Here is a 13,346-nt window from a genome sequence, read left to right as displayed (position 1 = left end):
ATGTAACCCGACTCCTCGCGGCAGGGACAGGTCGTGCGGGGTCGTGACACCGGTCGGGCGACCGGCTACCGTTGTGAGTGGGCGCTCACTCACACAGGCGCCCGCCGGCTCGCCCCAGGGCCGGCCCTCCACGACCCAGGAGGTTCCCCGTGACCGCGGCTGTCGCGACGGCGTCCCTGCGCCGGACCTTCGGCTCCGTCGTCGCGGTCGACGACCTGACCACGTCGCTGCCCCGCGGTGGCGTGATCGGCCTCGTCGGCCCCAACGGCTCGGGCAAGTCCACCCTCATCCGCATGCTGCTCGGGCTCGTGCGGCCCAGCGCCGGCACCGCCGAGGTCCTCGGCGAGCCGATCACCGACCCGCGGGCCTACGCCGGGCAGGTCGGGGCGCTCGTCGAGGGCCCGGCCTTCGTGCCGGGCCTGTCCGCGCGGGCCAACCTCGTCTCCCTCGCCCGGCTGCGGCGGCTGCCGGTGAGCCGGGTCGACGAGGTCCTCGGCGCCGTCGGCCTCACCGGCCGCGACCGCGAGCCGGTGCGGCGCTTCTCCCTCGGGATGAAGCAGCGCCTGGGCATCGCCGCCGCGCTGCTGCCCGACCCCGCGCTGCTCGTCCTCGACGAGCCCACCAACGGCCTCGACCCCGCCGGCATCGTCGAGATCCGCGCCCTGCTGCAGGACCTGGGGCGGTCCGGCCGCACCGTGGTCGTGTCCTCGCACCTGCTGTCGGAGATCGAGAGCATCTGCACCCACCTGGTCGTCGTCCGCTTCGGGGTGCTGCTCTACAACGGCACCGTCGCCGACCTGCTGGCCCGGGCCGGGACCCACGTCGACGTCGCCCCCGAGCACGCGGCCGACACCGAGCGGCTCGGCCGCGTCCTCGCCGACGCCGGGTGGCACGTGACCACCCCGGCGCCGGGCCGCCTGCGGGTGGCCGCCGACGGCGACGCCGCGGCGGCGGTCAACCGCGCCGCCGCGGGCGCGGGCATCACGCTGCGCGCCCTGACCGCCACCCGGGACACCCTGGAGTCGGTCTTCCTGCAGATGACCGGCGGCGACGGCGGCGAGCCGGCGGCCGGCCGCGCGGCCGCGGCGCGCCCCGTCCCCGCGGCCGCCGAGGGGGGAGCCCGGTGACCGCCGTGGTGCGCAGCGAGCTCGTCCGGCTCCGCCGCCGCGGCGTCGTGCTCGGCTGGTCGGGCCTCACGGTGCTCTTCGCCGTGCTCGTCAACGTCGTGGTGTTCCAGGTCGTCGAGCCGGGCGGCGCACCGGCGGAGAACGGGCCCGGGGTCTCCTTCCCCTCGGCGGCCGAGCTGCTGGGCCGCGAGGGCATCGTGTCCGGGCTCGGGGCGGCGGCGTCGTTCTTCGGCGTGACCGCGCTGGCCTTCTGGGCGCTGGCCGCGGCCTCCGACCACTCCAGCGGCCTGGTGCGGGTGCTGGTGGCCGCCGAACCCCGCCGGTGGCGGCTGCTGCTCGGCAAGTGGACGGCGCTGGCGCTCGCGACCGCCGGCGCCACGCTGCTCGCCGTCGTGGTCAACGTCCTGGTGGCCCCGGGGGCCGCCGCCGCGGGCGGCTGGGAGCCCACCGCCTGGGGCCAGGACGTCGTCCCCGTCGTCCTGGGCGCCGCGGTGGACCTGTACCTGTCGCTGCTGGTGTGGGGCACCCTCGGCCTGGCCCTGGCCACGCTGACCCGCTCGGCCGGCATCGCGATCGGCATCGGGGTGGGCTGGGTGCTGCTGCTCGAGGCGGTCCTCGGCGCCGCCGTCTCCGCCCTCCGCGACTGGCTGCCGGGCACCACGATCAGCACGCTCGCCGCCGGCGGCACCGCCGACCTCTCCTACAGTGGCGCCCTGGTGCTGGGGCTGGCCTACGTCGCGGTCGCGGCCCTGGTCTCGGGGGTCGTGTTCTCCCGCCGGGACATCACCGACTAGGCACACCACCGACCACCGACCACCGACCGGGGAGGGCCGACCACTGCCGCGCGGCACCGACACCCGCGCAGCCCTCATCCGGGCGGCGACCGAGCTCGTGGCCGAGGTGGGCTACCACGACGCCACGACCCGGGTCATCGCCGAGCGCGCCGGCGTGGCCGAGGGCTCCATCTACCGCCACTTCCCGGACAAGCGGGCGCTGTTCGTCGCCGCCGCCGTCGAGGGGCAGCGCGGGCTGACCGAGTGGATGGCCGACCTGCCCGCCCGCGCCGGCGGCCGGCCGGTGGCCGACGTCCTCACCGAGGTGTTCGTCGAGCTGTCCCGGCTGCGGGAGACCGTCGTCCCGCTCGAGCTGGCGATGGCGGCCACGCCGGAGCTGCAGCGCCACCTCGAGGGCGCCGCGCTCGACGAGACCGTGCGGGGCCTGGGCGGGCCTCCCCAGCTGCTCGCCGACTACCTGCGCGCCGAGCGCGAGCGGGGCCGGGTGCGCGCCGACCTGGACCCGACGCGGACGGCGGTGGTGCTGCTGGCCACCCTCTTCGGCGTGCAGACCAGCCCCCTGGCCGGTCCCGGCGGGCTGGACGAGGCGGGCATCCGCGAGCTGGTGTCGGTCTTCGTGGACGGCATCGCGCCGCGGCCGGCTCCCCCCGCGCCCGCCGGGTAGCCGGCGGGCGGGTCAGGCCGTCAGCGCCCGCCGCCAGGCCCCCGCGTCCCGGACCGGGTGGCCGTGCACCGGCACGACCAGCGCCGGCTCCAGCTCCGCCAGGCGGCGCCGGGAGCGCCGGACCTCCCCGGCGTCGTGGTGCAGCGACGCGGGCAGGTGCAGCCACCGCGGGCGGGCGGGGTCCCGGGACAGGTTGACCGGGGCGTCACCCACCACGAGGGTGCGGTCGGCCTCCCGCCACAGCGCGATGTTGCCGGGGCTGTGGCCGGGCACCTCCAGCACGCGGAAGGAGCCGACGGCGTCGCCCTCGCGCAGCCGCCGGTCCACCGGGGTCCGCGGGGGCTCGGCGAGCCGGGCCACGACCCGCCCGACCCGGCTGGTCACCGTGTCGATGCGCCCGGACTCGAACCGGTCGGCGTCCCGGGAGCCCATCTCCAGCCGGGCGCCGAGCGTGGCGCACAGCCAGGCCGTCGACCCGAGGTGGTCGGCGTGGGCGTGGGTGACCACGTGCGCGGCGACGTCGCGGCCGCGCAGCAGGCCGGCCAGCCGGCGCCGGGACCAGCGCAGCCCCGAGTCGACGACGACGTCGTCGACGACCACCAGGTTGATCCACGGCCCGGGCACCGTGGGGCCGCTCCAGACGCCGTCGGCGAGTTCCCGCAGCCCGTCGCGCACGCCGGCGAGTCTGTCGCATCCCCGGGCCGGACGGGGCCGGCTGCGGCGCACGGCCGGCAGCGGCCGCGGGCCCTAGCATCGGCGCGGTGCCCGACCGCTCCCACGCCCAGGTCGTCCTGGGTCAGCAGGTGTACCCGGTGCTCGAGCAGTGCCGCAGGCCCGAGGTGCTGTGGGCGAAGCTCGCCACCGGCCACTACGACTGGCTCGGGGTCCGGCGGAACGGGAAGTACGTGCTGGGCCGCCCGCGGCTGTCCGCCGTCGTCCCGGAGGAGCCCGGTCCCCCGCCCGACGACGCCCGGGAGCCGTACCGCATCGAGTCCCTGGCGCCGCTGCAGCGGGTGCCGCGGTGGGAGGCGTACGCCACGCCCGAGGAGGCCGTCGACACCTTCGCCCGGCTGGTGCGGGGCGACCCGATCACCCCGCTGCGCACCTCCGGCGTCTGGCGGGCCCGGCTGGTCCTCGACGGCCGGCCGGTCGAGGAGCGCCTCGTCGTCCGCCCGCTCCCCCGGCTGCTCTGAGCCGCCGGCGACCGGGTACCGGGACGCGGCGGTGCCCGCCACCCCGGCGAGCGGGGTGGCGGGCACCGTGGGAGCCGGCGGTCAGCCGCCGTGCACGCCGACCGGGGCCTCGCGCACCTCGGCCGGGGAGTGCGCCCGGAAGTCGTCCTCGAGCTCCTCGAGCGTCCGCCCGCGCGTCTCCGGCGCGAACTTCGTCACGAAGAGCAGCGAGCCGACGTTGACCAGCGCGAAGAGCCCGAAGGTGGCGGTGGCGCCGAGCGCCTCGACCAGGGGCGGGAACGCGAAGGAGATGGCCGCGTTGACCGTCCACAGCACGAAGACGGCGATGCCCATGGCGAACCCGCGGATCGTCATCGGGAAGATCTCCGACAGCAGCAGCCACACCAGCGTGCCGATGAACGTCTGCACGAAGAAGACGACGAAGAGCATCGCAGCGAGGATCAGGTAGCTGCGGAAGCCCGTCTCCGGCAGCAGGAACGACAGGGACAGCACCGCGTGCCCGGCCGCGACCCCGGTGAACCCGGTGAGCAGCAGCGGCCGGCGGTTGACCCGCCCGATCAGCCAGATCCCGAAGACGGTGCCGATGATCGCCACCACGCCGACCGTGATGGTCAGGATGAGCGAGGCGCTGTTCCCCAGCCCGGTCGAGCGCAGGATGGTCGGGGCGTAGTAGTTCACCGTGTTGATGCCGGTGGCCTGCTGCACCGTGGCCAGCCCGCAGCCGATCCACAGGATCCGGCGCATCCACGGGAAGGCGCGCAGGTCGCGCAGGGCGGCACCCTTGTCCTCGCCGACGTCACGCCGGGCGTGCTCGGCGATGACGTTGTACTCCTCCGCCGCCTCGGCGGGGTCCCGGCTCAGGTCCAGGACGCGCCGGGTGTCCTGCAGCCGCCCGCGCACGGCGTACCAGCGCGGCGAGTCCGGCAGCACGAGCATGCCGGCGAGCAGCGCGATCGCGGGCACCGTGGCGACCCCGAGCATCCACCGCCACACGTGCGGGTCCTTGATGATCGCGTCGAGCAGGGCGTTCATCGCGAAGGCGAGGAACTGGCCGGTGACGATCATCAGCTCGTTGATGGTGACCATCCGGCCGCGCCGGTCGGCCGGTGCCATCTCGGCGAGGTACAGCGGGCAGGTCACCGCGGCCGCACCGACGCCGAAGCCGAGCAGGATGCGCCCGGCGGTCATGACCGGCACGTTGGGCGCGACGGCGCAGATGAGCGCACCGAGGAGGAACAGCCCGGCGCAGACGAGCAGGCTCCCCCTGCGGCCGAGCCTGTCGGCGAGCTTGCCGCCGAGCAGGGCACCGAACGCCGCGCCGGGGAAGAGCAGCGAGCTGACGACGAGGGCCTCGGTGAAGGAGGTGAGGGCGAGGTCCTCCTTCATGTAGAGGAGCGCACCGGAGATGACGCCGGTGTCGTAGCCGAACAGCAGGCCGCCGAGGGTGGAGATCACCGTCAGCTTGACGAGGAACCGGTTGTGCGCCGGCGAGCGCTCGGCGCCGCTGGACGTCCGGGTGGACGAGTGGATCGACATGGGCCGCTCTTTCGGGGAGGAGGGCGTCATGGCCCCGGGGGCAGGGATGGCGGGGAGGTGGATCTCTGGCGGGTGCAGGAGGCGGCGGTCACGGCGCCGGCCGGGTGGCCGGGACGGGGTCGGGGTCCCGGCCGCGGGGCCGGCCGCAGGGTGCGCGTGGGCGGGAGGCCCGCCGCGCCGGGAGGGACCGGTGGGCGCCCGGTGCGGAACAGGGCCGCGGTGTGCACGGGGCGCACGGGGTCCGGGCCGGTCGGCGAGCCGGGCGCGGGCGCCCGGTGGCGTCGCGGAGGATGACCGCGTGGCCTTCTGGCGCCGGAGCCGGCGTGCGCCCGTGCGCGAGTGGGTGGGCGACGCCGCTCTGCTGGTGCGCCGGCGCGGCCGGTCGGCGGTCCTGCGCGCGCTGCGGATGACCGGCGCGACGGTGGCGGCGTTCCTCGTGGCGCAGGCCGCCGGGCTGCAGGACCCGCCGCCGCTGATCGCCGCGCTCACCGCGCTGCTGGTCGTGCAGGCCACCTTGAGCAGCACCCTGGTCAACGGCGTGCAGCGGGTGCTGAGCGTGGTCTCCGGGGTCGCGCTGGCGGTGCTGTTCGTCGCGGTCGTGGGCCTGAGCTGGTGGAGCCTCGCCGCCCTGGTCGCCGCGGCCATCGTCGTCGGCCAGCTGCTGCGGCTGGGACCGCACCTGGTCGAGGTGCCGATCAGCGCCATGCTCGTGCTGGGCGTGGGCGCCTCGGGGGCGGAGGCCGTCGGTGGCGACCGCGTCCTGGAGACCCTGCTGGGCGCGGCGGTCGGCATGCTCGTCAACGTGGTGTTCCCTCCGGCGGTGCAGACCCGCTACGCGGTCCGCTCCGTCGAGCGCTTCGCCGGGGAGATCGGCGCGCTCCTCGACGGCGCCGCGGCCGTGCTCGCCGCCGGGCCGGTCACCGCCGAGCAGTCGACGCGCTGGCTGCAGGACGCGCGGCGGCTCAACCGGCACGTCCCCCGGCTGGACCGGGCGCTCACCCACGCCGAGGAGAGCCGCCGGCTCAACGTGCGCGCGCTGCGCTCCCCGTGGGAGACCGCCGGGATGCGCGCCGGCCTCGACGCGCTGGAGTACACCTCGGTCTCGCTGCGCACGCTGTTCCGCGCGATCGACGACGCGACCCGGGAGCGCACCGGGGTGCAGGACGACGCCGAGTACGCCGACACCGTCCGCCGCACCACGGCGAGCCTGCTGGCCCGGATGAGCACGGTGGTCCGCGAGTTCGGCCGGGTCCTCACCGCCGCACCCGGCGACGGCCGGCTCCCCCGCGCGCTCGCGGCGCTGGCCAGCGGCCGGGAGGTGGTGGCCGACCTGCTCATCGGCGACCCGCGCAGCCGGTCGGGGCTGTGGGAGCTGAACTCCGCGCTGCTGACCACCGTCGACCGGATGCTCGACGAGCTCGGCCCCGGGCCGTCGGCGGAGACCGTCGCCGGCCGGCCGGCGGACGGCCGCGTCCTGCTGCGGGCCGGCCACCGGCTGCGGCGGGGCCGCCGGACGTCCTGAGGGCGGGAGCACAGCCGGTACGGGAGGCGGGGCGCCGTCGGCGCCGGCCGGGGAGTGTGCGGGCACGTCGTCCCTCCTTCCGGTGCGGACGCGGTGGGCGGGGAGCCCGGGAACCAGGGGCAGGGTTCAGGGGCAGGGGTTCAGAGGCAGGGTTCAGAGGCAGGGGGTCAGAGGCAGGGGGTCAGAGGTCGCCGTCGAGGAACTGGGCCCGGCCCAGCCCGAAGGACCAGTCGGCGCGGGTGTTGGCGGCCACGGAGACGACGAGGTCGCCGGGCGCCAGGCCGGTGACCTCGCCGAGGCGCCGGCACAGGCCCGCGTACAGGGCGCGCTTCTGCGCGTCGCTGCGGCCCTGCTGGAACACCTGCAGCACGACGAGGTCGTCGGTGCGCTCGATGCCCAGGCCGGTGTCCTCGCAGATGAGCTGGCCCGGGCGGTGCTCGGTGATCACCTGGTAGCGGTCGCCGGGCGGCGCGGCGAAGACGTCGAGCACCACCTCCTGGACCGTGTCGGCCAGCAGGCGGAGCTGCTCGGGGCTGCGCCGTCCCTCGACGACGTCGATGCGCACCAGTGGCACGGGGGCTCCCTCGACAGGCGGACCGCCGGCGTGACGCCGGCCACATGCCGAGAAACTATGTCAGGACATTAGGACTTTGTGAAGACCCCGATCCGAACCCGGACGCGGGCAGGGGGCAGCGCCGCCGCGGGACGGACGCGCCCGCGGCGGCGTCGGTGCAGGTGGGAGCGAGAGGAGGCGAGGGTGGCCGGCCGGCCCTCAGCGGCCGACGAGCGTCGTCTCGAAGTCGTAGCGCGAGGCGCGGTAGACGTGCCGGCCGTGCTCCACGGCGGCGCCCTTGTCGTCGAAGGCGGTGCGCTGCATGGTGAGCAGCGCCGAGCGCGGCGGTTCGCCGAGCAGCCGCGCCTCGTCGGTGCGCGCCAGCCGTGCCCCGATCCGCTGGTGGGCCACCCGCAGGTGGACGCCCTGGGAGCGCAGGTACTGGTAGAGCCCGCGCTCGGCGAGGTCGGTCATGGTGGGCTCGAAGCGCCCGGGCAGGTAGTTGGTCAGGATCGCCAGCGGCTCGCCCCGGGTGCGGCGCAGCCGGCGCAGCGCGACGACCTCCTCACCGGCGGCGAGGTCGAGCTCCGAGGCGACGTCGGCCGGCGCGGGCACGCGCTCCAGCGAGAGGACCTCCGTCGACGGCGCCTCGCCGCTGCGGGCCAGGTCGTCGTAGAGGCTGGTGAGCTCGACCGAGCGGCGCACGTGCGGCTGGATGACCTGGGTGCCGACGCCGCGCTTGCGCACCAGCAGGCCCTTGTCGACGAGCTCCTGCACGGCGCGGCGGACGGTGGGGCGGGACAGCCCGTAGGACTGGGCGAGCAGGATCTCGTTCTCCAGCTTCGACCCGGCCGGCAGGTCGCCCTCGGCGATGGCGCGCTCGATGGCCTGCGACAGCTGGAAGTACAGCGGGGTCGGGCTCGAGCGGTCGATGTCGAAGCTCGGCGTGACGGCCACCTGGTCCTCCTCGTGGGGGCGCCGGCGGGACGGCGCCCCCGCATCCTCCCATCGCCGCACCGGCCCCGGCGTCACCTCGGAGGGGCAGGTCGGTGATCACATCCTGCTGTCGTTATGTCCTGACAAAGTCTTGACGCGGTCGTGTGCGGTGGCGCACAGTCGCTACACCGCAGCCGACGCACAGGGACGGAGCAGCACCGTGCAGACAGCACCCGACGTGGTGGTGATGGGCCGCAGCGGCGTCGACGTCTACCCGCTGCAGACCGGGGTCGGCCTCGAGGACGTGGAGACCTTCGGCAAGTACCTGGGCGGCAGCGCCGCGAACGTCGCCGTCGCCGCCGCCCGCCTCGGTGCCGACGTCGCGCTGGTCACCGGTGTCGGCGACGACCCCTTCGGCCGCTTCGTCCGCCGGGCGCTGCGCGACCTGGGCGTCGACGACCGGTTCGTCGTCGTCGACGGCGAGCACCCGACGCCGGTCACCTTCTGCGAGCTCTTCCCGCCCGACGACTTCCCCCTCTACTTCTACCGCCGGCCCACCGCTCCGGACCTGCAGATCCGGCCCTCGGACGTCGACCCCGCCGCCGTCCGGGAGGCCCGGCTGCTGTGGACGACGGTCACCGGCCTGTCCGAGGAGCCCTCCCGCGCCGCCCACCACGCCGCGTGGGCCGCCCGCGGCCGGCGCCGGCACACCGTCCTCGACCTCGACTACCGGCCGGTGTTCTGGTCCTCCCGGGAGGAGGCCGCCGACCAGGTGCGCGCGGCGCTGCCGCACGTCACCGTGGCCGTCGGCAACCGCGAGGAGTGCGAGGTGGCCACCGGCGAGACCGACCCCGACCGCGCCGCCGACGCCCTGCTCGACGCCGGGCTGGAGCTCGCCGTCGTCAAGCAGGGACCGCGCGGGGTGCTCGGCAAGACGCGCACCGAGCGGGTCGTCGTCCCGCCCACGCCGGTGGAGGTCGTCAACGGGCTCGGTGCCGGCGACGCCTTCGGCGGCTCGCTCGTGCACGGCCTGCTCGCCGGCCTGCCGCTGGAGCAGGTGCTGGCCAACGCCAACGCCGCCGGGGCGATCGTCGCCTCGCGGCTGGAGTGCTCGACCGCGATGCCCACCGCCGGCGAGGTCGCCGCCCACCTCGCCGCCCACGCCGCCGCGCACGCCCCCCGACTGGAGGACACCCGTGTCTGACACCGCCCTCTCCGGCACCGGCCTCGACCTGCCCGACCTCGGGACCGGCACACCGCCGTGCCGGACCTACGCGGAGGTCACCGAGCTGCGCAGCCGGCGGCCCGAGGCGATCGGCGAGGCGCTGGCCGCCCGCCGCCGGCGCCCGGCGTTCCTCCCCGCCGACGGCCGGCTGATGCTCGTCGCCGCCGACCACCCCGCCCGCGGCGCGCTGGCCGCCCAGGGCCGCGCCACGGCGATGAACAGCCGCACCGAGATGCTGGACCGGCTGCGCACCGCGCTCGCCCGCCCCGGCGTCGACGGCCTGCTGGCCACCGCCGACGTCGCCGAGGACCTGCTGCTCCTCGGCGCCCTGGAGGACAAGGTCGTCGTCGCCTCGATGAACCGCGGTGGGCTGGCCGGCTCGGTCTTCGAGATGGACGACCGGATGACCGCCTACGACGTGCGCGGCGTGGTCGAGGCCCGCTTCGACGCGGCCAAGATGCTCAACCGCTTCGACCTCGACGACCCCGGCACCGTGGCCTCCCTGGAGGCCGCCGGCCGGGCGGTGACCGAGCTCGCCCGCGCCGGGGTGGTCGCCATGCTCGAGCCGTTCCTGTCCCGCCGGGTGGACGGCCGGGTGGTCAACGACCTCTCCCCCGACGCGGTCATCAGGAGCGTGCACATCGCCCAGGGCCTCGGCGCGACCTCGGCCTACACCTGGCTCAAGCTGCCGGTGGTCGAGGAGATGGCGCGGGTCATGGACGCCACCACGCTGCCCACCCTGCTGCTGGGCGGGGACCCCTCCCGCCGCCCGGAGGAGACCTACGCGCAGTGGCGCGACGCGCTCGCCCTGCCCTCGGTGCGCGGCCTGGTCGTGGGCCGGACGCTGCTCTACCCGCCCGGCGACGACGTCGAGGCCGCGGTGGACACCGCCGTCTCCCTCGTGCACCAGGGCTGACCCGTGACCGCCACCAGCCCGGACACCCGCTCGCTGCACCTGCCCGCCGGCAGCGCCGCCGCCGGTGACTACGCCGTCGAGGTCACGCCCGAGTCGGCCGGCTGGACCCGCTCCGGCCTGCGCGTGCTCGACCTGCCCGCCGGGGGCCGCCACGTGCTCGACACCGGACCCGACGAGGTCCTCGTCGTCCCCCTGCAGGGCGGGGCGACGGTGACCTGCGACGGGGAGGTGCTCCGCCTGGCCGGCCGCAGCGGCGTCTTCGCCGGGCCCACCGACTTCGCCTACCTGCCGCCGGGCAGCACCGCCGAGCTGAGCAGCGCGGACGGCGGCCGGTTCGCGCTGTGCAGCGCCCGCGCCCGCCGCCGGCTGCCCGTCCGGTACGGGCCGGCCGCCGGCGTGCCCGTGGAGCTGCGCGGCGCGGGCACCTGCAGCCGGCAGGTCAACAACTTCGCCACCGCCGGGGCGTTCGAGGCCGACGCGATCATCGCCTGCGAGGTCCTCACCCCGGGCGGCAACTGGTCGAGCTACCCGCCGCACAAGCACGACGAGACCTCCGAGGCGGAGACCGAGCTGGAGGAGATCTACTACTTCGAGGTCGCCCCCGGCCCGCAGGGCCAGGCCGGCCTGGCCTACCACCGGGTGTACGGCACCCCCGAGCGGCCGATCGACGTGCTCGCCGAGGTCCGCGACCGCGACGTCGTGCTGGTCCCCCACGGCTGGCACGGCCCATCGATCGCCGCCCCCGGCCACGACCTCTACTACCTCAACGTCATGGCCGGTCCCGGCCCCGAGCGCGCCTGGCGCATCGTCGACGACCCCGACCACGCCTGGGTCCGCGGCTCCTGGACCGGGCAGGACGTCGACCCCCGCCTGCCCCTGCACGCCCCCACCCGTCACCAGCAGAACGGAGCGACCCGCCCGTGAGCGCCCCGTCCCACCCCCCGGCCCGGACCGACACCGTCCGGCTGACCGTCTCGCAGGCGGTCGTGCGCTTCCTCGCCGCCCAGCACTCCGAGCGCGACGGGCAGCGGCAGCGGCTGTTCGCCGGCTGCCTGGGCATCTTCGGCCACGGCAACGTCGCCGGCCTCGGCCAGGCGCTGCTGCAGGCCGAGCTCGACGAGCCCGGCGCGCTGCCCTACGTCCTCGGCCGCAACGAGCAGGCCATGGTGCACACCGCCGTCGCCTACGCCCGCGCCAAGGACCGGCTGCAGACCTGGGCGGTCTCCACCAGCGTCGGGCCCGGCTCGACCAACATGCTCACCGGCGCGGCGCTGGCCACCATCAACCGGCTGCCGGTGCTGCTGCTGCCCGCCGACACCTTCGCCACCCGCTCGGCCGGGTCGCTGCTGCAGGAGCTGGAGCTGCCCGCCTCCGGCGACGTCACGGTCAACGACGCCTTCCGCCCGGTCTCGCGCTACTTCGACCGCATCTGGCGGCCCGAGCAGCTGCCCGGCGCGCTGCTGTCGGCGATGCGGGTGCTCACCGACCCCGCCGAGACCGGCGCGGTCACCCTCTGCTTCCCGCAGGACGTGCAGGCCGAGGCCTTCGACTGGCCGGTGGAGCTGTTCGCCGAGCGCACCTGGCACGTGGCCCGCCCCCAGCCGGAACCCGCGGCGCTCGCCCGCGCCGTCGAGGTCATCCGCTCCGCCCGCCGGCCCCTGGTCGTCGCCGGCGGAGGCGTCGTCTACTCGCACGCCACCGAGGCCCTCGACGCGTTCGCCACCGCCACCGGCGTCCCCGTCGCGCAGACCCAGGCCGGCAAGGGCGCCCTGGCCTACGACCACCCGCAGTCGGTCGGCGCCATCGGCTCCACCGGGACGACGGCGGCCAACGCCCTGGCCCGCGACGCCGACGTCGTCATCGGCATCGGCACCCGCTACCAGGACTTCACCACCGCCTCGCGCACCGCCTTCAGCGACCCGGACGTCCGCTTCGTCAACGTCAACGTCGCCTCCCCCGACGCGGTCAAGCACGCCGGCGTGGCGGTGCAGGCCGACGCCCGCGACACCCTCACCGCGCTGACTCGGGCCCTGGAGGGCTGGTCGGCCGACGACGCCCACCAGGCCCGCACCGCCGAGCTCGCCGCCGCCTGGGAGGCGACGGTGGAGGCGGCCTACCACCCGGAGGTGCCCAGCGCCGGCGAGGGCGGCCGGCTCACCCAGAACGAGGTCATCGGGCTGGTCAACGAGGTGTCCGCGCCCCGCGACGTGGTGGTCTGCGCCGCCGGCTCCATGCCCGGCGACCTGCACAAGATGTGGCGGGTCCGCGACCCGAAGGGCTACCACGTCGAGTACGGCTACTCGTGCATGGGCTACGAGATCCCCGGCGGCATCGGCATCCGGATGGCCGCCCCCGACCGCGACGTCTTCGTCATGATCGGCGACGGCTCCTACCTGATGATGCCGACCGAGCTGGTCACCGCCGTGCAGGAGGGCGTCAAGATCGTCGTCGTCCTGGTGCAGAACCACGGCTTCGCCTCGATCGGCGCGCTGTCGGAGCAGCTGGGCTCCCAGCGGTTCGGCACCCGCTACCGCGCCCGCGCCGGCAACGGCCGGCTCGAGGGCGGCCTGCTGCCGGTGGACCTGGCGGCCAACGCCGCCAGCCTCGGCGTCGACGTCCTCACCGCCCACGACGGGCCCGGCCTGGAGGCGGCGCTGCGCAAGGCGAAGGCGTCGGACCGCACCACCGTCGTCCACGTCGAGACCGACCCGCTCGTCGACGCCCCCTCCAGCGAGTCGTGGTGGGACGTGCCGGTCAGCGAGGTCTCCACCCTCGAGTCCACGCAGCGGGCCCGCGCCGTCTACGAGCAGTGGAAGGCCCGCCAGCACCCGTACCTGACGCCGTCCGAGCGTTCCTGAGCACCCCCTCCGAGGAGAGCAA

13 protein-coding genes are annotated in these 13,346 nt (G+C 75.8%); 9 read left to right on the top strand and 4 right to left on the bottom strand.

Annotated elements, in window-relative coordinates; translation table 11 throughout:
* Positions 1–149: 149 nt before the first annotated feature.
* The 3 genes from CHC04_RS10250 to CHC04_RS10240 are packed head-to-tail and all read left to right on the top strand — an operon-like array spanning position 150 to position 2,585.
* A complete protein-coding gene (locus tag CHC04_RS10250) occupies positions 150–1,127 on the top strand; it encodes an ABC transporter ATP-binding protein (protein ID WP_176449931.1) in 978 nt (325 codons plus the stop codon).
* On the top strand, positions 1,124–1,921 hold the full coding sequence (locus CHC04_RS10245) for a hypothetical protein (protein ID WP_089403789.1): 798 nt from the start codon (positions 1,124–1,126) through the stop codon (positions 1,919–1,921). The genes CHC04_RS10250 and CHC04_RS10245 overlap by 4 nt, the downstream gene beginning before the upstream one ends.
* Positions 1,833–2,585, top strand: a complete 753-nt coding sequence (locus CHC04_RS10240; protein ID WP_089403788.1) for a TetR/AcrR family transcriptional regulator — start codon at positions 1,833–1,835, stop codon at positions 2,583–2,585. The genes CHC04_RS10245 and CHC04_RS10240 overlap by 89 nt, the downstream gene beginning before the upstream one ends.
* A 12-nt stretch (positions 2,586–2,597) precedes the next feature.
* On the opposite strand, the gene CHC04_RS10235 is transcribed toward CHC04_RS10240, so the two are convergent.
* Positions 2,598–3,260, bottom strand: coding sequence for an MBL fold metallo-hydrolase (locus CHC04_RS10235; RefSeq protein ID WP_217897287.1), 663 nt, complete (start codon positions 3,258–3,260; stop codon positions 2,598–2,600).
* An 86-nt stretch (positions 3,261–3,346) separates the two neighbouring features.
* Between CHC04_RS10235 and CHC04_RS10230 the strand changes: the two genes are divergently transcribed.
* Positions 3,347–3,778 carry a hypothetical protein gene (locus CHC04_RS10230; RefSeq protein ID WP_089403787.1) on the top strand — a complete coding sequence of 144 codons (432 nt, stop codon included), beginning with the start codon at positions 3,347–3,349 and terminating at the stop codon, positions 3,776–3,778.
* An 81-nt stretch (positions 3,779–3,859) separates the two neighbouring features.
* On the opposite strand, the gene CHC04_RS10225 is transcribed toward CHC04_RS10230, so the two are convergent.
* Positions 3,860–5,314 (bottom strand): sugar porter family MFS transporter, encoded by a 1,455-nt coding sequence (locus CHC04_RS10225; protein WP_089403786.1) that lies wholly within the window; start codon positions 5,312–5,314, stop codon positions 3,860–3,862.
* Positions 5,315–5,612: 298 nt separating this feature from the next.
* On the opposite strand from CHC04_RS10225, the gene CHC04_RS10220 reads away from it, so the two are divergent.
* Positions 5,613–6,836: an FUSC family protein gene (locus CHC04_RS10220; protein WP_176449929.1), complete on the top strand. Its 1,224-nt coding sequence runs from the start codon at positions 5,613–5,615 to the stop codon at positions 6,834–6,836.
* A 181-nt stretch (positions 6,837–7,017) separates the two neighbouring features.
* Here the strand turns inward: CHC04_RS10220 and CHC04_RS10215 are convergent, their stop codons facing one another.
* Together CHC04_RS10215 and CHC04_RS10210 are read right to left on the bottom strand one after the other, a co-directional pair.
* Positions 7,018–7,410: a tautomerase family protein gene (locus CHC04_RS10215; protein WP_089403784.1), complete on the bottom strand. Its 393-nt coding sequence runs from the start codon at positions 7,408–7,410 to the stop codon at positions 7,018–7,020.
* A gap of 198 nt (positions 7,411–7,608) precedes the next feature.
* Positions 7,609–8,346 (bottom strand): GntR family transcriptional regulator, encoded by a 738-nt coding sequence (locus CHC04_RS10210; protein WP_089403783.1) that lies wholly within the window; start codon positions 8,344–8,346, stop codon positions 7,609–7,611.
* A 199-nt stretch (positions 8,347–8,545) separates the two neighbouring features.
* Between CHC04_RS10210 and iolC the strand changes: the two genes are divergently transcribed.
* The 4 genes from iolC to iolD are packed head-to-tail and all read left to right on the top strand — an operon-like array spanning position 8,546 to position 13,324.
* A complete protein-coding gene (iolC, locus tag CHC04_RS10205; protein ID WP_217897285.1) occupies positions 8,546–9,529 on the top strand; it encodes a 5-dehydro-2-deoxygluconokinase in 984 nt (327 codons plus the stop codon).
* The gene (locus tag CHC04_RS10200) at positions 9,522–10,466 is read left to right on the top strand and encodes a class I fructose-bisphosphate aldolase (protein ID WP_217897284.1); all 945 of its coding nucleotides are present in this window, start codon (positions 9,522–9,524) and stop codon (positions 10,464–10,466) included. The genes iolC and CHC04_RS10200 overlap by 8 nt, the downstream gene beginning before the upstream one ends.
* A 3-nt stretch (positions 10,467–10,469) precedes the next feature.
* A complete protein-coding gene (gene iolB, locus CHC04_RS10195) occupies positions 10,470–11,390 on the top strand; it encodes a 5-deoxy-glucuronate isomerase (protein ID WP_089403782.1) in 921 nt (306 codons plus the stop codon).
* Positions 11,387–13,324, top strand: a complete 1,938-nt coding sequence (gene iolD / locus CHC04_RS10190; protein ID WP_089403781.1) for a 3D-(3,5/4)-trihydroxycyclohexane-1,2-dione acylhydrolase (decyclizing) — start codon at positions 11,387–11,389, stop codon at positions 13,322–13,324. Before iolB ends, iolD begins: the two co-directional genes overlap by 4 nt.
* The last annotated feature ends 22 nt before the right edge of the window (positions 13,325–13,346 follow it).

This window comes from Geodermatophilus saharensis, from assembly GCF_900188205.1.
GTDB classification, from domain to species: Bacteria; Actinomycetota; Actinomycetes; order Mycobacteriales; family Geodermatophilaceae; genus Geodermatophilus; species Geodermatophilus saharensis.
This window is presented reverse-complemented; position numbering and strand designations above follow the sequence as displayed.